General features: G+C 57.9%; 18 protein-coding genes and 1 riboswitch. Of the genes, 8 read left to right on the top strand and 10 right to left on the bottom strand.

The genetic code is table 11. The annotated features are described in order from the left end of the window. The first annotated feature begins 336 nt into the window (after nt 1-336). Both dat and D7M11_RS33890 read left to right on the top strand, forming a co-directional pair. Nucleotides 337-1,182, top strand: a complete 846-nt coding sequence (gene dat / locus D7M11_RS33895; protein WP_120751706.1) for a D-amino-acid transaminase — start codon at nt 337-339, stop codon at nt 1,180-1,182. A 16-nt stretch (nt 1,183-1,198) separates the two neighbouring features. Then, complete coding sequence (locus D7M11_RS33890; RefSeq protein WP_240041428.1) at nt 1,199-1,561, top strand: MmcQ/YjbR family DNA-binding protein; 363 nt, start codon at nt 1,199-1,201, stop codon at nt 1,559-1,561. 90 nt (nt 1,562-1,651) lie between these two features. Here the strand turns inward: D7M11_RS33890 and D7M11_RS33885 are convergent, their stop codons facing one another. From D7M11_RS33885 to D7M11_RS33875, 3 genes are all read right to left on the bottom strand, one after another. Then, entirely contained in the window at nt 1,652-2,554 is a 903-nt protein-coding gene (locus tag D7M11_RS33885) for an amidohydrolase family protein (RefSeq protein WP_120751704.1), read from the bottom strand. Nucleotides 2,555-2,770: 216 nt separating this feature from the next. Further along, the gene (locus tag D7M11_RS33880; protein ID WP_120751703.1) at nt 2,771-4,912 is read right to left on the bottom strand and encodes an SGNH/GDSL hydrolase family protein; all 2,142 of its coding nucleotides are present in this window, start codon (nt 4,910-4,912) and stop codon (nt 2,771-2,773) included. Between the two features lie 65 nt (nt 4,913-4,977). Further along, nucleotides 4,978-6,858 (bottom strand): glycosyl hydrolase family 28-related protein, encoded by a 1,881-nt coding sequence (locus D7M11_RS33875; protein ID WP_205127151.1) that lies wholly within the window; start codon nt 6,856-6,858, stop codon nt 4,978-4,980. A gap of 86 nt (nt 6,859-6,944) precedes the next feature. Between D7M11_RS33875 and D7M11_RS33870 the strand changes: the two genes are divergently transcribed. Then, nucleotides 6,945-7,592 (top strand): extracellular solute-binding protein, encoded by a 648-nt coding sequence (locus D7M11_RS33870; RefSeq protein ID WP_120751702.1) that lies wholly within the window; start codon nt 6,945-6,947, stop codon nt 7,590-7,592. Nucleotides 7,593-7,713: 121 nt separating this feature from the next. Here D7M11_RS33870 and D7M11_RS33865 read toward each other — a convergent pair whose 3' ends face one another. Further along, nucleotides 7,714-8,367, bottom strand: coding sequence for a FusB/FusC family EF-G-binding protein (locus D7M11_RS33865; protein WP_120751701.1), 654 nt, complete (start codon nt 8,365-8,367; stop codon nt 7,714-7,716). Between the two features lie 301 nt (nt 8,368-8,668). Further along, nucleotides 8,669-9,544 (bottom strand): AraC family transcriptional regulator, encoded by an 876-nt coding sequence (locus D7M11_RS33860; RefSeq protein WP_120751700.1) that lies wholly within the window; start codon nt 9,542-9,544, stop codon nt 8,669-8,671. Between the two features lie 246 nt (nt 9,545-9,790). Between D7M11_RS33860 and D7M11_RS33855 the strand changes: the two genes are divergently transcribed. Both D7M11_RS33855 and D7M11_RS33850 read left to right on the top strand, forming a co-directional pair. Further along, complete coding sequence (locus D7M11_RS33855) at nt 9,791-11,656, top strand: glycoside hydrolase family 36 protein (protein ID WP_158606979.1); 1,866 nt, start codon at nt 9,791-9,793, stop codon at nt 11,654-11,656. 224 nt (nt 11,657-11,880) lie between these two features. Continuing rightward, a complete protein-coding gene (locus D7M11_RS33850; RefSeq protein ID WP_120751698.1) occupies nt 11,881-13,353 on the top strand; it encodes a copper amine oxidase N-terminal domain-containing protein in 1,473 nt (490 codons plus the stop codon). A gap of 132 nt (nt 13,354-13,485) precedes the next feature. Here the strand turns inward: D7M11_RS33850 and D7M11_RS33845 are convergent, their stop codons facing one another. The 5 genes from D7M11_RS33845 to gcvT form a co-directional block, all read right to left on the bottom strand. Beyond that, nucleotides 13,486-14,337 (bottom strand): lipoate--protein ligase family protein, encoded by an 852-nt coding sequence (locus tag D7M11_RS33845; RefSeq protein ID WP_120751697.1) that lies wholly within the window; start codon nt 14,335-14,337, stop codon nt 13,486-13,488. A 33-nt stretch (nt 14,338-14,370) separates the two neighbouring features. Next, nucleotides 14,371-14,976 (bottom strand): pentapeptide repeat-containing protein, encoded by a 606-nt coding sequence (locus D7M11_RS33840; RefSeq protein WP_120751696.1) that lies wholly within the window; start codon nt 14,974-14,976, stop codon nt 14,371-14,373. A gap of 529 nt (nt 14,977-15,505) precedes the next feature. Next, nucleotides 15,506-16,966 (bottom strand): aminomethyl-transferring glycine dehydrogenase subunit GcvPB, encoded by a 1,461-nt coding sequence (gene gcvPB / locus D7M11_RS33835; RefSeq protein WP_120751711.1) that lies wholly within the window; start codon nt 16,964-16,966, stop codon nt 15,506-15,508. A 65-nt stretch (nt 16,967-17,031) separates the two neighbouring features. Next, nucleotides 17,032-18,384, bottom strand: a complete 1,353-nt coding sequence (gene gcvPA / locus D7M11_RS33830; protein WP_120751695.1) for an aminomethyl-transferring glycine dehydrogenase subunit GcvPA — start codon at nt 18,382-18,384, stop codon at nt 17,032-17,034. Nucleotides 18,385-18,427: 43 nt separating this feature from the next. Beyond that, nucleotides 18,428-19,531 (bottom strand): glycine cleavage system aminomethyltransferase GcvT, encoded by a 1,104-nt coding sequence (gcvT, locus tag D7M11_RS33825; protein WP_120751694.1) that lies wholly within the window; start codon nt 19,529-19,531, stop codon nt 18,428-18,430. Between the two features lie 334 nt (nt 19,532-19,865). Beyond that, nucleotides 19,866-19,999: riboswitch (glycine riboswitch) on the bottom strand. A gap of 201 nt (nt 20,000-20,200) precedes the next feature. On the opposite strand from gcvT, the gene D7M11_RS33820 reads away from it, so the two are divergent. The 3 genes from D7M11_RS33820 (at nt 20,201) to D7M11_RS33810 (ending at nt 24,182) form a co-directional block, all read left to right on the top strand. Beyond that, entirely contained in the window at nt 20,201-21,997 is a 1,797-nt protein-coding gene (locus D7M11_RS33820) for a DEAD/DEAH box helicase (protein ID WP_120751693.1), read from the top strand. After that, nucleotides 21,994-23,010 carry a YqhG family protein gene (locus D7M11_RS33815; protein ID WP_120751692.1) on the top strand — a complete coding sequence of 339 codons (1,017 nt, stop codon included), beginning with the start codon at nt 21,994-21,996 and terminating at the stop codon, nt 23,008-23,010. The genes D7M11_RS33820 and D7M11_RS33815 overlap by 4 nt, the downstream gene beginning before the upstream one ends. 170 nt (nt 23,011-23,180) lie before the next feature. Then, on the top strand, nt 23,181-24,182 hold the full coding sequence (locus D7M11_RS33810) for a hypothetical protein (RefSeq protein WP_193556350.1): 1,002 nt from the start codon (nt 23,181-23,183) through the stop codon (nt 24,180-24,182). The last annotated feature ends 18 nt before the right edge of the window (nt 24,183-24,200 follow it).

The following is a 24,200-nucleotide window of genomic DNA, read 5'->3' as shown; positions in this document are numbered from 1 at the left end:
ATATGGTTGTGGTCTTCATTATACAACACTACATGTTGTGCATCTATCGGGGTACGAACGAATTTTCGCAAAATAGAGGGACTAGCTTCGCAAAAGCTGCGATTATCTCGGCGATGCTCCTTATTTTAGGGAGGATTCGGCTGCGATTTGTCGACAAATTCCGATTTTTTTCAAACCGGATCAGGTGAATCCCGCTGCCAAAATCGTTCTGCGGTCCGATGCGGAAAACGGTTTCAATAGTAGTCTCGCTTTGACATCTAATAGCCCGCTTTGTTACAATATTTCATACTATTCCAGACTTTCAGTTGCAATATTCTGCTGTTCGGGGGAATCGCCATGATATGGATGGACGACCGTTTCATGCCCGAATCGGAAGCGTCGGTATCTTATTTGGACCGCGGCTACTGCTTCGGCGACGGCATTTACGAAATGATCCGGGTGTACGGCGGGCGCTTATACGAACCTTCCGCCCATTACGAGAGGCTAGAGAGAAGCGCCGCGGAAATCAAGCTGAGCTTGCCGTATCCGATCGAGGAAATCAATCGGATCGTACTGGAGCTGCTGAAGCGCGAACGGCTGGAGGAAGGGACGGTATACATGCAGATTACGCGCGGGGTCGCTCCGCGTGCGCACGGCTTTCCCGCTCCCGGCACAAAGCCGGTGCTGATGGCTTATTGCGGCGCGGTCAAACGTCCGGTCGAGGCGATGGCAGCCGGCATCTCCGCGATTACGCGTCCCGATGTGCGCTGGCTCCGCTGCGACATCAAATCGCTGAACTTGCTCGGAAGCGTGCTTGCGAAGCAGGAAGCGGTCGAAGCCGGAGCGGACGATGTCATCCTCCACCGGGACGGCATCATCACCGAATGCAGCGCCTCCAACCTGATGATCGTCAAAGACGGCGTGCTGCTGACTCATCCGGCGAATCACCTCATCCTGAACGGTATTACGCGCGCAGTCGTGCTGGAGCTTGCCCGTAAGCTGAATATACCGGCGATCGAGCGGCCTTTCACGCTCCAGGAGCTGACGGCGGCTGACGAAGCGTTTCTGACCAGCACGATTATGGAAGTGATGCCAATCGTCCGGATCGACGGTAGCCCGGTCGGGGATGGCTTACCTGGGTCGATCACCCGGAAGCTGCAGCGCGCTTTCGAAGATACGATTCCTTCGCCGCAGCGGCGATAGAGGGGGCCAGCTTACTTTGACAGCTTTAACACGAACGGAGCTTTTGCAAATCTGTTTAGCGAAGCGGGGCGCGCGCGAGGATTATCCTTTCGGGCCTGAGCCGCTCGTCATGAAGGTCGGCTCCAAAATGTTCGCGCTTATATCCGGCGGCGAGCGGCAGGCCGTCATTTCGCTCAAATGCGAGCCCGAAGCCGCCTATTTGCTCAGACAAATGTACGAGGCGGTCAAGCCCGGCTACCACCTGAACAAGCAGCACTGGAACTCGGTGGAAATGAACGGAACGATTCCCTCTGACGAAGTGCGCGGGATGATCGACGATTCCTACGCGCTCGTTGCGAAACGCCTGACCAAAGCGGAAAAAGCCGAGCTCGGCTTATAGTCCCGCAGCACAAAGAAAGAGACCTTGTATTCCCGACCCTCGGAAATGCAAAGTCTCTTTTTTCGTTTTGGACTGCTGCGTCCCATACGTCTAGGAGGATAAACCGAACAGCTTCGCGGCGTTTTCCCGCGCCACTTTTTGAAAGACCGTTTCGCTAATTTTGTTCGTACGGCGCCATTCCAGCAGCAGATCGACCAGCGGAACCGGCATGCCCACCGTGCAAATATCCGTACCGAAAAACAGCCGGTCCTGAAACTCCTCCAGAAACTTAGGTCCGTACTCGGGATCACGCGCCAGCGCATTATGGGCCGTATAATCGGAAAGATCGCCATACAAGTTCGGATATCTGCGGAACAAAATCGGCACAACGCCCTCTTCCCGAATCGGTCCTGCCGGCAACCGCCCGACCTGGCCGCCCTTGAGATCGAAAATGATCGCCCGCTCGCCCGGCGTCTGAAGCCGCCCGATCTCCGCCCAGAACACCGGCCCGTGGCCGAAGATGGTCAGATTCGGAAACCGCTGCAGCGTATGCTCCAGTTGGGGCAAGCCCGGGTCGTCGTACAGCCCGAAATCTCCGCCGATCTGGTCGGAGCCGTCGAACACGACGGGAAGGCCGACGCGCTCCGCGTGCCGGAACAAATTTTGCACCATAGGATGCATAAGCGGGACATTCAGCATGATTTCTCCGAGTCCTTTGCAGCCTTTGTCCTTGTAATACGACAACAGCCGGTCGAGCGGCGCTTCCGCCGAATTGGACAAAGCGCGCGGGTCGATGTTGCAATACGGAATAAACCGGTCCGGGTACATCTCGGCCATATCCAAAATATCTTCGTTCGCTTGCGGCAAATACACTTCGGGACTGACTACAGGCAGCAAAACTCCTCGCTCGATACCAAGCTCGTCATACCTCGCGATCAATTCCTCCGCCGTGCAAAATTTTACGACAAACGGTACCGGCTTTCTGTAAGCGTGAGCATGGATATCGATGAACATCGCCGCAGCCTCCTACCCGATCCAGTATACAAAAATGGTTAATCATATGTAATATACTATATATAATCTGGTTGGACAATAACCGATCTTTTAGCGGGATGTTTTCCAGTAACGATTCCTTCCTCCGCGATACGGAATCTTGCTGCGCTAGCAGAAGAAAGACTTCCGTTCGCGGCTTAAGCCGGTCCGAAGGTCTTTCGCCTAACGCATCTGTTGTTATTCGGCCGCAAACATTCGCGATAGGGCGGCCTTCACCTGCTTCGCGTACACTCCGCCCCCCCCGGGCAGCCCGAGATGGGCGTCGTCCGGGCTCCATTTGGCCGACGACACAGACACTTCGATACGGGCCCCCGCAGGAGGAATGTTCCTGGTGAAGACGAGCCGTGACGGAATGAACCGGTACGCCATCTTCGGGTTGCGGCTTCTGCCGTCCCACTCGGTAATCGTAAGCTGCTCCGGCGCGGCAGTCGGTGCAAACGCGAGCGCAAAGCCTCCCTCGATCCGGCAGCCGTCGCCATAGCGCTCATCCCCGTCCACCCGAACGGACCAATTGCGCAGTTGGTACCGGGCTTCCTCCGACAAATCACGGCCGGATGCGGAGACGATCGGATAGTCGGCCGAGCCGTCCGACATCGTGTTTTCCACGGAGCCGATAAAGCCCTGCAAGTCGTGCGGCTGCTTGTACTGCCACTCCAGAAGCGGACGGTACACCTCCGCCAGTTCGAGGCCGCAGCGCCTCGCCAAATCCCGGATCGCTTCCGGATAACCGGTAAGCAACCGTGTGTTATAGTTGCTCAGCCCGGTTTCGATCAGCGCGATTCGTGCTTCCGGATTCACCGCACGAATAGTCCCGATCATCCGCTCCATCGCCGAGACGTAGCCCTCTACGCATTTGATACGCACGGCCTGCCCGGCATAATCGCTTATGTGCGGCGTAACCCGGGTCGGCGCAAGCGGATCGGCGAAAAACGCCGTACCGGTCAGCGGGTCCCAGCTTTCGATCATCCGGTTCTGCACGTTGCGGTTGTCTCCGTAATAATCACCGACAACGATTATATCCCCTGGCTTGATCCCATCATCGGTCATATCCGTCCGGTCGATCGTAACGCTTTGCGGCGTGCAGGAGGCTACTACCAGCTCGGCCGTGTCGATGCTGTAACGGTCCGGACCTACATATCGGCAGTTGCGGATAAACAGCGCGGGTTGCCCCCTCACACCCGCTTCGCTCAATCCTTCGACTCGCCGCGACGCCACGAACCCGTTGCCCGCTTCCCAGTCGTCATTCGTGCCGAGACCGATAAAGACGATGTCCGGCTTCCAGTTCGCGATGCGCTCCGCGCTGCGAAGTCCCCGGTCGCCGAGGAACAGCCGGGCCGTCCATCCGCCGATACCCGCATTCATAACCGCATGGAAACGGTTCGTTACGAAATTGACGATCCCGTAAGGCTCCCCGGTGCAGCCGCCGCGCGGATCGAAGCCGCGGATTTTCAGTTCGAACGAACGTTTCGCGGCGTGCGGAAACCGCCAAGTGCGGATCGCGCGGCTTTCGGTTTCGCGGAAATCGAGCCCGCTGCTTACCGCAACCGGCCTCGCCGGATCGAAAGCGACGCCGCCTTCGCCGTAGCGGCTTTCGAGCGGGGAGCCGAGCCGTTCCTCCGCTTCCCCCACGGTCGATTTCACATAAGCGATCGTCTCGCCATAGCGGAATGACGCTTCGATAACCGCCCCGGTCGCAGGCGCCTGGCGAAACTTCAGCGCATGATGCACCTCCGGCTCGCCGTCCGGGCCGGCGCCGTAGATCCGGATGACGATATACTCGCATTCGCGCGGAAAGGCACCTCCGTAGCCGCTCCGGCTCAGATGCCCGGCCACCGCTTCCCCATCCACGGTAACATTGTGGGCATAGGTGAACGGTCGTCCCAGGTCGAACGTATCCGCCGCTCCGTCCGCGGCAAAACGAACCGCCTCCTCGCCGCTTGGGGATTCGTTCAGGTTCGAGAACGTGTCGTACAGCACTCCGTCGACGTACAAGTCGATCAGCGTCGCCGCTTCGTTCCCCCGCTCCTTCCCCTGTACGACGGTCAGTTCGTCGCCTTCCAGCGTAAAGGCCGCACCGCTGCCCGACCCGGTCAGTTTCCACGCGCCGCCGCCGTAAAACTTGCGGCTGCTCAGCGCTTCCTTTTGTCCGGATACAAGGAGCTTGTCGTGCGTCAGCGTTTCGGCAAAAGTATCGCGGATGTAACGGTCCGCTTCCCCGACGAAGCCCTCGTCCAGCAGACCGTCCACCCATGTAATGCTGTCCCCGGCAAAGGCGACACGCGTCGCCTGCGGGTATGTACGGCTATGTTCTACGCTCATAGTCCCCCATCTTTCTATGAAGGCCGCGGCGAAGCTTGTTAACCTTTTCTCTTACGATTCGTTCGTTAGACCGGACTTCCGTCCAAATCGCCGGTCGGCGCGCCATTTTTCAAACGCAGCGCTCCGCTCCCGTCCACCCACAGATGGTACGTTCCCATAATGAGGTGCGGACCGCTCCACGAGCCGCCGATCGTCACGCTGCCGCTGAACGTCTGCGGGAAGTTCCCGGTGTACACCGCTCCGGCCTGCCTGCTCTGAAAGCGCACCTTCGGCTGGTAGGAGGTTTGGTTGTACACCTCGCGTCCGGCGTAAGAGACATAAGCGCTTCCGCCTTCAATCATATTGTTGTCGAGCAAAATGATGTTGTCGTGACTGTCCAGCTTCGTAATCCGGACTACCGTGAACCAGTCCGGCCACAAATGATTCGGATCGGAGGCGAAGACACGGCTGTTTTGGAGCGACAAATATTGCACCTGGTCGTCGATAACGACGATGTTCGAGCTGTTCCCGGCATGGACGCCGTCGATCGTAATCAGGCCGAGATGGTTGCTGGCCAGCAGACCGACATCGCAGCCTTCGAAATGGCCGACGTTGATCCGGACCTCCTGGGCGCACCAGCCGCTTACAACGGCTACGGTCCCTTGAAGCACCGTATCGCCGTTCTGGACGGTTACGCTTCTGTCGAGCGTGAGCGTGCTTCCGCTCACGGCGCTGATCAGCGCCGGCGTGAGCCGGTCCTCGCTGCCGACAAGCACGACTTGACCGCTCTCGAAGCCGCTCGCGTTCGTCAGCGTTACCTGGTTGGCCGCAGGCGAGGAAGCCACCGTCGTCTGGGCGTATTTGACTTTGCATTCCTTCACATAGTTGCCGCCCTGCCAGGCGACGAATTTCGGATTGGACAGCAGCGTCGAATTCGCCATCGATTTGCTTCCCCTGCCGAGCAGCAGCCCATGCACGCAGTACATCCACAGACAGTCCAGAAAATGGTAATTGCCGATATTCAAGCTGTCGCAGGGCATATCCACGGCATAACCCTTCAGAAAATGGCTGAACGTACAGGACGTAAACGCCAATTCGAAGCCGTTCAAAATTTTGAGCCCCGACCCGTTATAGCCGCTTCCGCCCTCGAATGCGTTCGAATTGCGGAAGACGACATTCGTAAACCGGGACGAAACGAGCAGTTTGGCGGTTACGAGCGGGCGGTCGCCGGCCAGACGGTTTACATTGTTCTTGATCATCACATCGCGCAGCTCAAAATCGTGCAGCGATATCGTCGTCGAGTCGTCGCGCTGAATGTCGAGCACCGGAGCGGAATTGTGGTAATTCATCAGGATCGAGGAGCCGTGCCCTTCCCCCTTGATCGTCACATACGGCCTGCGGACCGTCAGTCCCGTCACCCGGTACCTTCCCGGAGGCACATACACCGTCCCGCCTGTTTTGTCGACCGCGTACTGCTCCTGCGCCTTGTTGATCGCCGCCTGGAATGCAGCGCTGTCGTCCGCCGTATTATCGCCCTTCGCGCCGAACCATTTCACATTGTACACACTCGCGGGCCAACGTCCGGCAAGCCGCTTGTACCGCTTGCCCGATACCGATATGAATATGGTTCCGCCGTCGTCGGTGGATGACGCGTCATTCGCATCGTACGCAAATTCCCCTTCACGTCCGGCATCGGTCACATAATAAAGTCCGTCCGGAGCAGTCGGGGCGGTATCGGACCGCAGCTCGGCGATCGTCACGTATGGAGCCCCACAACATGCTTCGCCATCGCCATACACAGCTCCTGCAACCGTTTGGCCAAAAGCGATGCCTTTGGGCAAAATCGCCGCTAAACCCGCCGCCGCGACCGTTCCCGCGCCGATGGCCGCAATCGCCTTGCGGCGGCTCATAGCGCGCTGTTCCGCCTTGTTATCCTGATTCGTGCCGTTAGCTGCATCCTTCATCATACCGAGCCTCCCGAATTTACGAAATTTGTTGCCGGTACTGCAAGCTGGCCGCCGGGAAAGAGAGGCTCGGCTTTTATTTTCACCTGATGTCGGAAAACCGCTGGCCGATCTTTCTGCTGCAGAACAGGGTCCGGTTCGAGCGAAAGGCGGACGGCCGCTACGATCTGTGCACTCCGCTCGTCAAGGAATCGCTCGAGACGTGCATGGGCATCGTCGACAAGCATTTCCCGTCTCATCTGTCCGAAAACGACGGCGATGTCGTTTCATTGTTTTTGCGCGGGAAGGTGTCGATGGTTATGGCCTCTTATTCGCATCTGCATGCGATGAAGGAGGCTCCGTTCGAATACGATATCGCGCCGCTGCCCCATCTGCGGGAGGTCAAGACGATTCTCGTCTCAATCGGCCTTGCCGTCAATAAAAGCTCAACCCGCAAAGCGGCGGCAAAACGGTTCGTCGATTATCTGCTCTCCTACGAGACGCAGCTTCATATTCGCCGCCATACGCTCAATCTGCCCAGCCTGCGCAAAGCGGCCGAATGGGTCGACGCGGAGGGGGATAACCATACCCCGTACCGGTTCCATATGTACAGGGAGTTAATCCACACGTTCCGGACGTATACGGATCTGAACTTGACGGCTTTGGAGCTGACGGCCATCCGCGACGAGATGCGGTTTTACTGGTCGAAGCTGGACGATCTGGACACGGTGCTGGAGCGTCTGGAGGAAAAATTGTAGCCGGTTAGCCCGAGGGCCAAACCAAAAACCAGTTCCGTTCGAAAAGAAAAAGCATCGCTCCACTCAGGTGGGCGATGCTTTGTTTGATTCGGGACTCCAAAGAGTCCCAAAGCCGATTCCGTTAGCCTAGAACGGCTTGTATGAATTTTTCCAGCGAAGCTACGTCGGTAATATTGCTGTTACAGGTCTCGCTGCCCACGCACATATAGTTGCCGATCGATTGGTAATAATCCGGCGAAGCGTTAGCCGGTCTCTTCCGGGTCATAGCCGACACCATAGCGACCTCTTCATGACGGTTGCACAAAAAGCAAACGCCTTTTTTGTTCAGCGGTGTATATCTGCCTTCGATGCCGACAAGCTGCCCGTTCAGACGATACACGATAAACAATTTATTCGTCGCGATGTCGGTCCAGCCCACGTACGTGACGTAGCGGTTATCGATCGCGGCCAGATCGGGAAGCTTCAGCTTTTTCGTTTTCGGAAACAGCTTCCTGAGCTGTTGCTCGGTCACAGGTTCAAACTCCGCCATATACGGCGCAAGCGAAAACATATAGCGCTCGTAATCCTCCGCGTTCCGCAGCTCCGTAATACACTCCAGCGCCTGCTTCTGAATTTCCGTCGCCTGCGGGAACGCTTCGACAATCGCGGATAGCGCGCCGGCTCTTACCGCTTCGACGACTTTCGGATCGGATACCGTATTGCAGGCATTGAGCAGCATACGGGCTTGCTTCCGAATCAGGTTATATTGATGGTTTCTAATGAATGGTACGTTCACTTTGCCAACCCCTTATTTTTATTGACCTGCCAAATAAGGTGCAAAGCCCATATTAGAAACGATAATAATTTTGTTGGGCGACTGTATTCATCCTAACTGTCCGGCCCCACGCAAAGTATCGCCCTATATCAGGCTTTGCATGAGTCGTTGCCAGCTCTGGCAAACTGATTTGCCATCTTTACCGCCCTCCTTCATAGGGCTATTATACAACAAAACCGTTTATCGGAGTACCTTAAGGATGTTCCATATAGCAAGCGGACCGTCGCCATCGAAACTGAACCGTTACTCCTAAAGAAGCGGGCTATCGCGTTCTGGGCTGAAAACGCTCCATGCCGATCGTTTGTCCGCGCAGCTCGGTCGGCGCGCTGCCGTGCCATTTCTTGAACATCTTCGAAAAGTGGAACGGATCGGCATAACCGACGGAAGCGGCGATCTGTGCAACCGTTAACGGCTCGCTTAACAGCGCCTTCGCCCGCTCCATGCGCAGCTTGAGCAAATATTGCGCCGGGCTGAGCCCCGTCGCCTTCTTGAACATTCGCGACAAATACGCCCGGTGGTACCCCGTTTCCCTTGCCAGCTCCTCCACCGACACCGGCCTGTGGTACTGAAGCGCCAAAAAACGGATAGCCAGTCCGATCCGCCGGTTCAGCTCCGCCTCGGCCGGTCCCTCGCCCTCCAAAGCAACCGCAAGCGCCCTCCGGTCGGCCAGCTCCGCGAAAAAAAGCCGCAAATACGCGCCGGCCTGCAAGTCGCATCCCGGCTTCCCGCTGCGAAGCGCCTCCTGCGTGCGGCTGAACAGCGCGCGCAGCCGCCGGCTTCCCGCTGCCTCTACGACCGGCGTATCCGGACCGATCCCCAGCTCGCGCAGCCGGTAATCGACATCCGTGCCGCGGAAGCCGATCCATCTGTAAGTCCACGGGTCCGCTTCGTCCGACTCATATCCGGCCAGTTCGCCGGGAGCGATAAAGAAGCAGTCGCCCGCCCTCAGTTCGTACTGCCGTCCTCCTGCCGAGAAGCTGCCTTGGCCGGATACGACCAGATGTACGAGATGATAGTCCAGCATATGGGGACCGACGCGATGCAGCGGCGGCGTCCGGTTGTTGCCCGCGAACAAAACGACCGCCTCGCCCGCCCCGGGGCGCGGATTGATCGTGACTCCGTACAAATCCTCTCTCATGTTGCATCCTCCCGTTCGCGTTGTGGCCGTTATTGTCATTGTACAACGAAATCGCCTCCTTCGGGCACCGCTTAACGCCGTTCAAGTTACAATTCTCCATGCACCCGTCATCATCGTCCATGTTCGTACAACGCCAGTATGCCTTATGATTCCGGTATATTCAACGTTTGCGTCAAACCGGCAGAACAGGCAAACAGCTTCACCATCCTTCTGTCTATTCATCCATCCATAACGGGGAGTGTGCGAATGAAACCAAGCGATATCCCATTCGACAGAGCATCGATCAAAGTGGTATGCGCCAATCAAACGTTCGATCGCAAACAGGCGAAGACCGAACAATCGGACGATAAAACGATTCTCCGCTGGGACAGCCTAGCGCTTAGCTTGGAACGGCGGGACGACGGCGTATGCAGCGTAACGATCGGCAACGAAGGGGAAGAGACGATCCGGCTGCAGCGCGTCTGTATCGAGTGGCCTGCCGGCCAGTTCGAAGGGAGGCCGGACACCCGCGAATATGTCCAGCTGTACCATTCCCGCGACTTTTCGAAGCTGTCGGGCATCCGCCCTGTGCATCGGCCGAACGAATGGTCGAACCCGGCCGACGCCTCGGGTATGGTCACCGTCCTGTCTGCCCGGAAGGACGGGAGCGCGCTGCTGCTTGGCGCCCTGCCTCCATACGGCGATTGCTTCGCCGACTTCCCTTTGCTCCACGACAAACCGCATCGGGACGGAGCGTTCGGCGTCGGCGTCCATCTGCATTCGCCGAGAAGTTTTGCGCCGGGACAAGAAGAAACACTCGCTGGGCTGATTGTGCTCGGCGGCCCGGACGGGAACGCACTGCTGGAGCGATACGGCGAGCTGATCCGTAAGAGGTTGGACGGGCAGCTCCGCTTCCAGCCTCGGGTGACCGGCTGGAACTCGTGGGATTACTATGCGGGTGCGATCCGGCAAAACGATATGATCGATAACGCGGAAACGGCACGCCGAATATTCGGCGAAACGCTGCGCTATATGGTCGTCGACGAAGGCTACGAATGCCAGTGGGGAATTTGGGACAGCGGCTGGAAGTTTCCGGACGGCCTGGACGGGCTTTGCGGCGCGATCCGGCAAACCGGCTACGAGCCGGGCATATGGACGGCTCCGCTGCTCGTCAACGTATACACGCCGCTATACCGCGAGCATCCGGATTGGTTCGTCGGAGATGCGCAGGGCAACGTCTTTTTGCAAAATCTAGGCTACGGCAGCATGGCCCAGCTCGACATCACCCACCCGGACGCCGCCGCGTTTATCGCAGAAACGTTCCGCCGGCTGCGCGCCGCCGGCTTCACTTATTTCAAATGCGACTTCACGCAGCTGCTCCTCGGCGCTTCCTCGTTCTCGGGAAAAGATATGTCCCATGCCGGCATGCTGCGCAAGCTGTTCGGGATCATCCGCGATTCGATCGGTGCAGACGCTTACCTGCTTGCCTGCGGAGCGCCGTACGAAGCGGTAGCCGGAATCGCGGACGCGCACCGGACGACCGGGGACATTCACAACTACTGGAGCCATATTCGTCAGAACATCCGCTCCATGTTCGCCCGCTGGTGGATGCAAGGCACGCTCGGCAACATGGACCCGGACTTCGCCATTGTCCGCTGCGGCGAAACGACCGACGATCCGCAGCTTAACCGCCGTTTCGGCAAGCAGCCGTGGAAGGTCGGCGCCAATTGGTGCAGCGGCCGCGAGATGAACGCCGAGGAGGCGAAGACGCTGCTGCTCGCCTGTCTCGTCACCGGCGGCGACTTGTTTCTCGGCGATGCGCTCGGCAAGCTGAATCTGGACGGTACCATGTGGCTCGGACGCCTGCTCGAGCAGCCGGCGGGACGCGGCAAGCCGGTTAACCTGTTCCGGCACGACGGCGACGATTTGCCGATCGTTATCGCGGACTACGGCGGCAAAACGCTGGTCGCACTGTTCAACCTAAGCGACGATTACCGGGTGCAGCAGTTGCCGGAAACCGTGCGGCAGCAAGCGGAATCGGGCGACGAATTTTGGAGCGGGGAGCGCGAGTTTTTTCCGGCGTCGGGCGACATTCCGCTTTCGCCTCGCAGCGTTAAAGCTTGGCTGGTGTAAACTTCTCCCACAAAGTGGAGTCTCCTAGGCTTCGATGATGAGCCACCCGAAAGTAACAATAATGTCACCTTCCACGTCTTAACGGCGGTTGGAAGGTGTTTTTTTGTAAGCCGGTTGTAAGAGGCTCTGAGGTATGATCAAAGAGATTACCGGCAAGCTCGGGCAAACGATTCGCTAGCAATCGACCCGAGGAAGCCGTCGATTTGGAAGGAGGACATTCCGAAATGAAGAAACTGTTCATGCTCGTGTGCACTATGCTGGTGTCAGCCGTGCTTTCGACCGGTGCCGTATATGCCGCGGATACGGGAACCGGCCAAGTGCATTGGAGCGCCGCCAAAGCGTTCACGTACACCCCGCTTCATCCGTTTACATTAAACTGGAGCGGCGATGTGCTCGATCGGGGCGGACTTTCGTTAACCGACCTGTCCCTTGCTTCTGCGGCCAAAGACGCCGACCTCGTCATCAACCGATACGGAGCGATGGGGGCAGGCGGCATCGTGAAGCTTACCGGACAAAAGCTTGAGGACGCGGCCGAGCGGCCGCGGTCCGGCTACGTAAGCTCGGTAACGCTCGAAGAAGACGCCGTCTACCTGATTAAACTGCGTGACGGCAAGCTCGCCAAACTTCGGATCGATTCGATCTCCGAAGCGAAGGCTGTCTTTACGTTCGTTGTGGAGCAAGCCGCGCCCGCTTCCGCTCCTGGCGGTCCGGAGGCGAATAGCGCTGGGAAACAGCAGCCTGGAGCCGACGCCAAAACCGAAACCGGGGCGCAAGCGGGCACCAAAACCGATGCGCCGGTTCCCGCGCTGCCTCCGGTACAATCTCCCGCGCCGCCTCCCGCAGCCGAAGGTGCAAGCGGCTCCCGGTGGTCGGAGCAGTACGAAGTCCCGGAGCCGGAGCAGCGGGAGCTGCCGTTATCGATTTATTTGACTTTGGATAGCGAACAAGCCGCGGTTCTCGACAAAACGAACAAACGGACGGAATACCCGCTTCTTACGGCGCCGTTTCTGCATGAGGGACGGACGATGGTTCCGCTCCGTTTTATCGGGGAGGCGCTCGGGGCCAAGGTCGGGTGGGGAGCCGAGGATTTTTCGATCACGCTGTCGAAAGATCCGGGAATTACGATCCGGCTATGGATGAACTCGACCCAAGCGATCGTGAACGGAAAAGCTTACGAGCTTGACTCGCCTCCCGTCATGCGCGGTGAAACGGCCGTTATTCCGCTGCGCTTTGTAAGCGAGCATTTGAACATGCACGTTTATTTCGATAACGGCAGGATTACAATCACGGATACGGAGAATCCGCTTTTCGAGGATTCTCCTAGTGAAGTGCCGAAGCAGCAAACGGTTGTACGATCCGAAGCGGCTGACGCGTCCTTCTTCCACGGCAAATGGAATGTATGGATTCCCGGCGGTTATGCGCCTACCAGCTCGGTAACGAACGGAGACGGCTCGCGTACCTTTACGCATTCGTATACGCCGGGGGCGGCCGGAGACTGGATCGAAATAAGCCGGGACGGCACCTATCGCTGGCTTGACTTAGGCAAAACGTACGAAGGAGCTTGGACGGGAGACGACAAGCTTATCAAGCTGGCGGGAGGCCCGATGGAGTCGGATTGGTCGATGCGCAGGAAAAGCGACACGGAGGTCAGCATTTTCGCTTGGGGTATCGAATATAAGGGTACGAGGGCCGAGTAATAAGAAATGCGGCCCGTAAAAGGTTGCGTGTCACCAGCCGGCACAAATCAAAAGCTCCGCAGGTCCGGCCGTTCGCATTCGTTTTGCGAGCGGTCAAACGGCGGAGCTTTTCTCCTTGCTCTCCCTCTTACGTTAACGCCGAAAATTCCATTCGTCGCTTCCGTACTTCTCCCGGCTGAGCTGCTCGGCCAGCTCGCGCTCGTATGGCGTCAACTCGCTCTCTTCAAGCCGTACGCCAAGTCCTTCGGCGATCCCTTCGCGGAACGCCGATTCCGCCTCGGCGTACTGCACGGCTGCGCGGCCCATCGCCCGGCAGATGTCGCCGATCGCTACCGCTTTCGTATGGAACGACGTCTTCAGCCGCTCCTTCACCCGCTCGTTTGAAAATTTCAGCAGCGAAAACAGCTGTTCGACATCCATTTCCAGCAAAATCGAGCCGTGCTGCAAAATAACGCCTCTCGAACGGGTTTGGGCGCTGCCCGCGATTTTCCGCCCTTCCACGACAAGCTCGTACCACGAAGGGGAATCGAAGCAGGCAGCCGAGCCGGCGGTCGACGTGTACTTCGCCTTTTCCTCGGACGAACCGAGATTGACCATCTCCGCCTGAAGCTCCAAGCGGCGAAATCCGTGTACGAGCCCTTCGCTCAGGACGCGATACGCTTCATTAACCGTCGTCGGCATGTCCGGGTATTCCTCGGAAACGATCATGCTGTATGTCAGCTCACGGTCGTGCAGCACCGCTCTGCCGCCCGTCGGGCGCCTGACGAAGCCGATGCCCTGCCTGTGCAGCTCGGCAAGCTCGATCTCGTCCTCCGCTTTCTGAAAATAGCCGATCGACAGCGTCGCCGGGTTCCAGCCGTAAAAGCGGACCGTCGGCGGCGTTTTCCCTTCGCTGTGAGCGATCAGCATCGCTTCGTCGATCGCCATATTGTCCGCGGGCGTGCCCGCCCCCGATCTTATAAACCTCCAAACCGTCTCCGGCATAGGGGGTCCCCCTCTCTCAGATATAGTTTGGCCTCACAGCACCTTCGCGCCGTAGGAACGGGCGAACGCTACAGCCTGCATCGCCTCTATAACGGTTCCTCTGATGTCCACCGGACGAAAATCGATCCCGTCCAGCTCGGCTCCGCGCAGATCCGCTCCCTTCAGCTTCGCGCCCGCGAGCTGGGCCCGGCTGAGAACGGCTCTGCGCAGGTCGGCCTTCTCCAGATCGCTGTCCGTAAAGTCGGCCTCGACGAACCGGACGCCGCGCAGATCCTGCTTCGCCAGCCGTGCCATTTTCAAATTCGTGTAAGACCAGTCCCCTTCTTGCACCGTCATACCGTCCATATTCGCCTTGGAGAAGTCCGAGCCTGTCATTTTGCAATTGCTGAACCTCGCCACGAACAAACTCGCCTCAAACAAGCTGCAATTTTCGAAAGCCGATTCGGTATGGATCGACCCGTTCAGAAACGCTCCGTGGAAGTCGCATTCCACGAACCGGCACGCCGTCGTCGTTACTTCCGCAAGCGTTGCTCCAATAAACCGGCAGCGAACGAACGTGCACCGCGTCAGCTCCGCTTCCTTCCAGTCCTTGTAACTGAAATCGGCGTCCTCGTAGTGCTGCTCCACATACTGAAACAATCCGTCTCCCCCTTTCGTTCCATCTGTTAGGAGTGTGCCAACACGCCGTAGACTAGACCTTTAAGCTTTAATCGTACAATATTTTCGCCAAAATCGAAAGTGCCGTACCGGCTCATGACTGAGCAGGCGTTCCCCGAACAGCTTCGCCCTGCGCTCATGCACATGCACATACGACAGTGTCTGTTCCCTCGTCTCCACTCCCGCTGACTTAGCGGAACAGGCACTTCCGCTATTTCCTGTTTTCCGTCCCTTTTCAGGTCAGGTAACGGAACAAATAGTTCCGTTATGGCCTCGGCGTGAGCGAAATCCGGAGCCCCTGGGCCGGTATAGCGGAACTTTCTCTTCCGTTATCCCACTGTTTCCCGCACTTCCAATACAATAACGGAACAAACCGTTCCGTTACCTCAGACCAGCCGGTGGACGTTAAGAGAAGCCGTACCCGCACCAAAAGAAAAACCTAGCCTGCGCTAGGTCAGGCTAAGTTTTGTCTGGAACGGATCTTATCGGTACAACGGAAGGGTTCATCGCCTCAGCCGCAAGTACAGTTCAGCACCGGCTTGCGGGCTGCCTGAGTTTCGTCGAGCCGTTTTACAACGGTCGTGTAAGGTGCGTTTACGACAAGGTCCGGATTCTCCTCGGCTTCCTTGGCAATTTGAATCATCGTATCGATGAAGCCGTCCAGCGTTTCCTTGCTTTCGGTTTCCGTCGGCTCGATCATGATGCATTCCTCGACGTTAAGCGGGAAGTAAATCGTCGGCGGATGATAACCGAAGTCGAGCAGCCGCTTGGCGATATCGAGCGTGCGGACGCCAAGTTTTTTCTGGCGTTTGCCGGACATGACGAATTCGTGCTTGCACGGACGATCGAACGGCACGTCGTAGTATGGGGCGAGCCGCTTCATCATGTAGTTGGCGTTTAATACGGCGTTCTCCGACACTTGCCGCAAGCCTTCGCCTCCGAGCGTGCGAATGTACGTGTAGGCGCGGACCAGAATGCCGAAGTTGCCGTAGAAGGCTTTGACCCGGCCGATCGACAGCGCCGCGTCACCGGCATCTAAGCCGTACGTGCCGTCCGCTTTGCGAATGACGTTCGGCGACGGCAGGAACGGGATCAGCTTTTGCTTTACGCCGACCGGACCCGCGCCGGGACCGCCGCCGCCGTGGGGCGTGCTCATCGTTTTGTGCAGGTTCAAGTGAACGACGTCGAAGCCCATGTCGCCCGGACGGGCGATGCCGAGAATCGCGTTCGAGTTGGCGCCGTCGTAATAGAGCAGGCCGCCCGCTTCGTGGACGATGCTGGCGATCACGGTGATTTGCTCCTCGAACAAGCCGAGCGTGTTCGGATTCGTCAGCATGAGCGCCGCCGTATCCGGACCGACCGCCGCGCGGAGCGCATCCAGATCGACCAGTCCCCGTTCGTCCGACTTGATCGTAATCGTATCGAAACCAGCTACCGTAGCGCTGGCCGGGTTCGTTCCGTGCGACGAATCGGGTACGATAACCTTCGTCCGCTTCTCGCCGCGGCTTTCGTGGTAGGCGCGGATCATCATCAGGCCGGTCCATTCGCCGTGGGCGCCCGCCGCAGGCTGCAGCGTCACTTTATCCATTCCGGTGATTTCGGCCAGGTCGTTTTGCAGCGTGTACAGCAGCTCCAGTGCGCCTTGCACCGATTCCTCCGGCTGATACGGGTGGATTTTGGCGAAGCCCGGGAAACGGGCAACGTCCTCGTTAATTTTCGGATTGTATTTCATCGTGCACGAGCCAAGCGGGTAAAAGCCGTTGTCAATACCGAAGTTGCGTCTCGACAGCGCCGTATAATGGCGCATGACGTCAACTTCGTACACTTCCGGCAGCTCAGCCGGGTTTGTGCGCAGGAGCTTTTGCGGGATCAGCTCGCCGATCGGCGTCTCGGGCACGTCGCACTCCGGCAGCGAATAAGCAACGCGGCCCGGTCTGCTCAGTTCGAATATTAACGCTTTATCGTGCTTCACGGTTGATGTTTCGGCCGTACCGGCGGCAACAGCCGCTCCGGCGTTTAACGTTTGGGTCGTCGTACTCACAGCAGCTCCTCCAATCTGTCTGCAAACTGTTCGATGTCTTCCTTCGTCCGCTGCTCCGTCACGGCGACGAGCATATGGCCCTTCAGCTCCGGATAGTCGCGGCCGAGATCGTAGCCGCCGATAAATCCGCTCTCCAGCAGCTTCGAGTTGATCGCGCCGACATCCGTCCCCGCGCCCAACTTCACGACGAATTCATTGAAGAACGGGGAACCGAATACGATGTCCAGCTTGCTGCGCGATGCAAACGTTTTGGCCGCATAATGCGCTTTTTGCACGTTCAGCTTGGCTACGTCCTGAATGCCTTGTTTCCCCATCGTCGATAAATAAACGGATGCGCATAATGCAAGCAGCGCCTGGTTCGAGCAAATGTTGGACGTCGCTTTCTCGCGCCTAATATGCTGCTCCCGCGCTTGCAGCGTCAGCACGAAGCCGCGTTTGCCGTCGCGGTCGACCGTCTGGCCGACGATGCGGCCCGGCATACGGCGCATCCACGCCTCGGCTACGGCAAAGTAGCCGCAGGAAGGCCCGCCGAACGATGCCGGGATGCCGAACGGCTGCGTATCGCCGACGACGATGTCGGCGCCGAGCTTGCCCGGAGGCTCCAGCAGACCGAGCGAGAGCGGGTTACAGCTGACTACCAGCAAACCGCCAGCTCCATGAATGATCGGCTCGATCGCCGCAATGTCTTCGATGCAGCCGAAAAAGTTAGGCGACTGCACGATAACCGCAGCCGTATCCGCGCCGACAGTGGCCTGAAGCTCACTCAGCTTCGTCACACCGTCCTCGCAGCCAACTTCGACAACGTCCAGGTTCAGGCCGCGTGCCGTCGTAAGCATAATCGCCCGTGCTTCCGGATGAACCGCGCGCGAAATCACGATCTGGCGGCGCTTCGTCGCGCCATGCGCCAGCGCGCCTGCTTCGGCCAGAGCCGTCGCGCCGTCATACATCGACGCATTGGCGACCTTCATTCCGGTCAGCTCGCAAATATACGACTGGAATTCGAAAATCGCCTGCAGCTCGCCTTGCGAAATTTCCGGCTGGTACGGCGTATAAGCGGTATAAAATTCGGAACGGGAAATGACGTGGTTGACGACAACCGGCAAGTGGTGATCGTACATGCCTGCGCCCAGAAAACTCGCGTAGGCGTCAAAATCGGCGTTGCGGCCGGACAGCTGCCGCATGTGGCGGAGCATAGCCTGCTCGTTCAACTGCTCGGATATGTTCAGCGTCCCTTGGAAACGGACGCTTTCCGGGATATCGGCGAACAGCTCGGATACGGAAGCGGCGCCGACCGCCTCAAGCATCTCTTTGCGATCTTGCTCGGTCGTCGGCAAATAGCGATGTTTCATGGATGATGGCTCCTTTATCATTTCACTTGGGAGAACACGTTCTTTACGCCTTCGCGCGTTTATAAAACGGGGTGGGAACTACCTTTGCCCGCAGCTTTTTGCCGCGAATTTCTACAAGCACCTCAGTGTCATTCGCCGCATAAGCGGTCTCGAGCAAGGCAAGTCCAACGTTGCGCTTGAACGTCGGCGACTGCGTTCCTGTCGTCACCTCGCCGATTTTTCGCCCACCCGGCGAATACACCGGATAGTGCGCACGCGGAATACCGCGATCGATCATCTCGATGCCGACCGACTTGCGCGCGAGGCCTTGCGCCTTCTGTGCCGCGAGCGCTTCGCGCCCGATAAAATCGCCCTTGTCCAACTTCACGAAAAAGCCGAGTCCCGCCTCCAGCGGGCTGATGTCGGCCGATAGCTCCTGGCCGTACAGCGGCAGGCGCGCTTCGAAGCGCAGGGTATCCCGCGCACCGAGACCTATTGGCTCGAGTCCGTGCTCGCGGCCTGCTTCAAGCAGTAAATCCCAGAGCTTGACGGCTTGGTTTGCGCTTACGTACAGCTCGAAACCGTCCTCACCGGTATAACCGGTGCGCGAGACGAGCGCATGGACGCCGCCGACGTCCGCATCGGGCATAAAATGAAAGCTTTTCAACTCCGCAACCGGAGAATCGGTCAGCACGGACAGAATATGCACCGCCTGCGGACCTTGAAGCGCGAGCAGTGATGTATCGTTCGAGACGTTTTCCAGTATCACGTTTCCTTGAAGATGCTCATTCAGCCAGGCGAAGTCCTTGTCGATATTCGAAGCGTTCACGACGAGCATAAACCGGTCGCCGGCAAGCTTGTATATGAGCAGATCGTCTACGACGCCGCCGTTCGGGTAGCAAAGCAGGCTGTACTGCGCCTGATTCGCGGCAAGCTTCGTAACGTCGTTCGTCGTCACCTGCTGCAGAAACGATTCCGCGTCCGGCCCCGTTACCCAAAACTCGCCCATATGGGACACATCGAACAAACCGGCTCTTTCGCGAACGGCTTCATGCTCGCCCTGAATGCCGGAAAACTGAACCGGCAGGTCCCAGCCGCCGAAATCGATCGTTTTCGCACCATATTTTTCGTATACCGGATAAAGCGGTGTTTGCTTCAAAGACGTCATACGTTCACCTCATCTTGATTTGATCGGCACAACCGGGCTTCCGCTTCGCCGACATGCACCGTCACCGCCCCGTTTTCTTGTTGTCTCCGGGGAGTTTTGGCCTAGTTTTCCTCATCGCGCCCTATTTCAGACGGGAACGCCAAAAAAGGACAAGTCAAAACGAAACACGCTTGCGCCTAAAGCCAAGCTTGCATCGTTCTGCCCTGTCCTTGTACCTGAGAGTTCCCTAAGCGCCGCTACTGCCCATCTCCGCGCAAAGTTACCCCTTGGGTGGTTCGCTCGCACAGGCGGCCTATACAATCCGGCCGTGTGGGACGAACGCTCTCCAGAGTCGCGTCCGGGTCAAGTCCTTTTGCCTGAGAGATTCATCGCTTGCCGCGACTTACTCCTTCGGCGCCGCCGTCCCGTTCCTTCCGAACCGCCTTACGGCAGCCGTCAGGAGGAGGCGATCTCTCCTTGAGCCTTCATCCGCCAATCTATACCGTTGTCGATCATTACCTACATCATTTTACATGATTCGCGCTGCGGGGGAAAGGAGAATTTTTCTTATTAGCATATTCCGATCCGTCCGAAAAGGAGCATACCGAAATAAATTCGTTATGTTTCCCCTTATTTTGGTTAATACTAGCCTATCATACCCTGCGGGCGACCGGCATAAGGAGGACCCCCATGAATTCGGCAACTACTGAACATGTGCGCAGCCTGAACGAGCATCTGAATATTCACTTCGACCGGTCCTGGTTCGATGAGCTCGAAGCGCGCGTCCGCAAAAACGGCCCCTGGGACGATTACACGATGTACCAGCTCGCCTGCGAGGCCGAACAGGCCGAACTGATCCGCAGCTTCGACGACCTGCTGTGCCTGCCGCATATTCGCGGACTTACGCCGCTGTACCATCAGGAGGCTACCGCCAAAAAAGTGCTGCACGAAATGCGCGGCCGGGCCATTCTCGCCGACGAGGTCGGTCTCGGCAAAACGATCGAGGCGGGACTGATCATCAAGGAATATTTGGTGCGCGGCCTCGTGCGCAAGGTGCTGATCCTAGTCCCTGCTTCGCTTGTACTGCAATGGGTGCGCGAGTTGAACCAGAAATTCGGCATCCCGGCGGTCGCACAAAAAAAAGAATACATGTGGACCCAGTACGACGTCGTCGTCGCCTCTATGGATACGGCCAAACGCGATCCGCACCGCGAAATCGTACTCGGCCAGGAATACGACATGCTCATCGTCGACGAGGCGCACAAGCTGAAAAACAAAAAAACGACGAACTACAAATTCGTTCAGGAGCTCCGCAAAAAATATTGCCTGCTGCTCACGGCGACGCCCGTGCAAAACGATCTCAGCGAGCTGTATAACCTGATCACGCTGCTGAAGCCGGGACAGCTCGGCGGACAGGGCCAATTCGCCGCCAACTTCGTTACCGGCAAACGAGTGCCGAAAAACGAGGACAAGCTGCAGGAGGAGCTGTCGAAGGTGATGATCCGGAACCGGCGCATCGACGGCGATCTGGAGTTTACGAAACGGATCGTCAAAAATATCCCGCTTCAGCTGTCGCCCGAGGAACAGGCGCTTTACGACGGCGTATGCGATTTCGTCCGCGGTCGCTACGAAGCGGCGAAAGGCGACATCGGCAGCATGCTGTCGCTCGTCACCTTGCAGCGCGAAGTGTGCAGCAGCCGGGACGCCGTGTTCCTCACACTCGTCAATCTGTTCAAGAAAACGGCCGAGGACTCGCCGCTGCGTCCGAAAATTTGGGAGCTGGTCGAACGCATCCGCAGCATCAAAGCGAACACGAAAGCGGCCAAAACGCTGGAGCTGATCCAAGACATCGGGCACAAAACGATCGTGTTCACCGAATACCGGGCGTCCCAGGAATATTTGCTCCAGTTTCTGAAAGAGCACAACATTACCGCCGTTCCGTACCGGGGCGGGATGAACCGGGGCAAAAAAGACTGGATGATGGACCTGTTCCGCGGACGGGCGCAGGTGATGGTGGCGACGGAAGCCGGCGGCGAAGGGATCAACCTGCAATTTTGCCACCATATCGTCAACTTCGACCTGCCGTGGAATCCGATGCGCGTCGAGCAGCGAATCGGCCGGGTGCACCGGCTCGGCCAGACGGAAAACGTAAGGATTTACAACTTGTCGACGATCGGCACGATCGAGGAACACATTTTGTCGCTGCTGCACGAGAAGATCAATATGTTCGAAATGGTCGTCGGCGGGCTCGATACGATACTCGAGCGTTTCGAGAAAAAAACGTCGCTCGAATCGAGCTTGTTCAAAATGTGGGCCGAGGCCAGAAGCGACTCCGAGATCAAGCAAAATTTCGATCGGCTCGGCGAATCGTTCCGCTCCATTCGCGACGAGGTGGAGCATGAGCGAACCGATAAAGCCGGACTGGGCGCCATCCTGAGCGCCGTAGGCCAGACGATCCAGCCCGCCGATACGGAGGTGCGGTTTTGAACAACAAACAAATTCAAAAATTTGCGCTGCGGTATTTGGAGCAAACCGGATGCCATATTATCGAGAAGCACCCGGCCTATGTAACGGTCAAGCTGTCGCCGGAGGCGGACAAGCGGCTGACGAACCGCTCCTACTACTGGAGCTTCGTCGAACGTACGGGAGCGCCTCCCGAGACGATGTCGTTCACATTCGTGTTCGATCCCGACAAGCTGAATGCCGAAGCGGAGGCAAAAGCGAAAACAGCAGCTCCCCCTCCCGCCGGCGGCGGTGTTCAGCAGCAGCAGGGAGACGCTCCGCGGGTGCTCGGACCTTCCGGCCAGCCGCTGGCGCAAGGGGAATCGATTCTCGGCCGCTACTTCGGCGTTTCCGCCCCCGCTGCCGGGACGTTCGGACCCGGGCGCATTCCGCGCGAAGAAGTTACATTTGGAAGCCGGCGGCTGCTTCAGTTATTTGACGCAGTCAGATCGGCGGGGAAATACGTGCAATTGTTCGAGGAGCCGGACAGCTCGTCGCGCGGCGCTCCCCCAAGCTTAGGCTCATCGGGCTATCGGTCGTATCTGTGCACCCACGTAAAACTCGAACTGGAATGCGATATGAAGCGCGACGAGCTGCATTCGCTTGCGGTAGACCTCACCACCGGGGAACTGATCGAGCAGGTTCAGGATAAATGCTCGGGGAGGAAGCTGACGCCCCGTCTTCCGCCAAACGTGTACATCGCAAGACCGGCCGTTACGATTGCCAAAGCCCGGACAATCATCGAGCAGCATGTGGAGAAAATGCTTAAGCGCTATGACCACGGCTGGGCGGCCAGCGCGAACGAGCGCCTACGCGACGAACTCGAGAGGGTCGACGGTTATTACGAGGAGACCGTCAAGGCGCTAACCGACGAAGCGAAGCAGGAAGCCGAGCAGCAGTGGAGCAAACGCCGGGAAGAGCTTGAGTGGCAATTTCAGCCGCGCATCCGCGTACATGTCGTCAGCGGAGGCCTGTTTCATTTAAGGTCTCCCCTGTAACGGCACGAACTGACGAATCCCGCTAAAACTTCTCAAAAAAACAAGCGGCAAGCTTGACAGGAAGCAACAACATTTTTTGGGCATATTCGTTACAATGAGGACATAAGTTAACTATACACCGTCCTCGCCTAAAAGCCGATGCCCCCTAATTTGCAAACGGCAGGTGATGAATGATGCAAAGGTGGCTACTTGCGGTGACGGCGTTAGCGCTCGGAATCGGGCTGATGATCGGCCAGGCTTCCGAGAGTGCGGCGATACTGCAAATGGAAACGCATACGAATGATGCGAACGCTTTAACCGTCGAGTCCTCGGTCTACAAGTCTACGGCCCCCGCTCTGCCAGGCAGCGTTTCCCTGCTCGCTCCGACTCCGTTCGAAGCCCAGGTGAACGCATGGATCGCCTCGCTGGCGGCCCAGGACGACTTCCGTGATTGGCAAGGCGCTACCTGGACCCGCTATCCGCTCGGAGCCGGCATGCACGGCTATCTCGTCCTCCTGCGTAAAAACGGGAACGAAATCGGATACCTCGTGGCGGGCGAAGCCGAAGACGGCAGCCTGAAGCTAATCGAATACGGTTCTGGACCGAGTCCGTTATTCAGCATGAAAACCCTGTACCGATCGTTGGTACAGAGTGAACTTATACCTTCCGATTCTGCGGAAACATCGGACACGGCCACTCCCCCCGTTCCCGTCCAGAGGCTCTATTACAGTCCGCTTCACGCGGTATGGAAAGTGCCCAGCGGCAGTGAATGGATTTATATCGACGCCGTAACCGGCGAACAGCTTCCGTTAACTTCTCCAAGCTTTGAACCGTTACGGGCCTTCGATTCGGCCCAAGCCGTACCGGGCAATCTGCCGCGGCTGCTTCGCTCGCTTGTGCAGCCGTCGTTCGATCCGTTCGACAATACGTACTGGATTACCGACAAGCCGCTCCATGCCGATTCGGCGGAGCAATTGTCCGCCGTGCTGGAAAGCGCGGATAACCCGGTCATGTTCAAGGCCAATTTGTACGGCCGCCAAGTGCTCGCCCCTTTTGCCGTTACCGGGCTTCACCACTGGGAAGGCAGCGAGCCCTACATCCGGCTGGAGCAGGAAGGACTTCGTTTTATTCCGTTCGAGGTTTTAAAGGAATACGGAACCTTCCACCAGCAGCGCGAGAGCCGTACATCCTGACTTCGGTATTTCTCCTCC

The organism is Paenibacillus ginsengarvi, assembly GCF_003626695.1.
Classification (GTDB): Bacteria; Bacillota; Bacilli; order Paenibacillales; family NBRC-103111; genus Paenibacillus_AB; species Paenibacillus_AB ginsengarvi.
The sequence above is the reverse complement of the archived record's forward strand: the minus strand, read 5'-3'. Positions and strand labels throughout refer to the sequence as shown.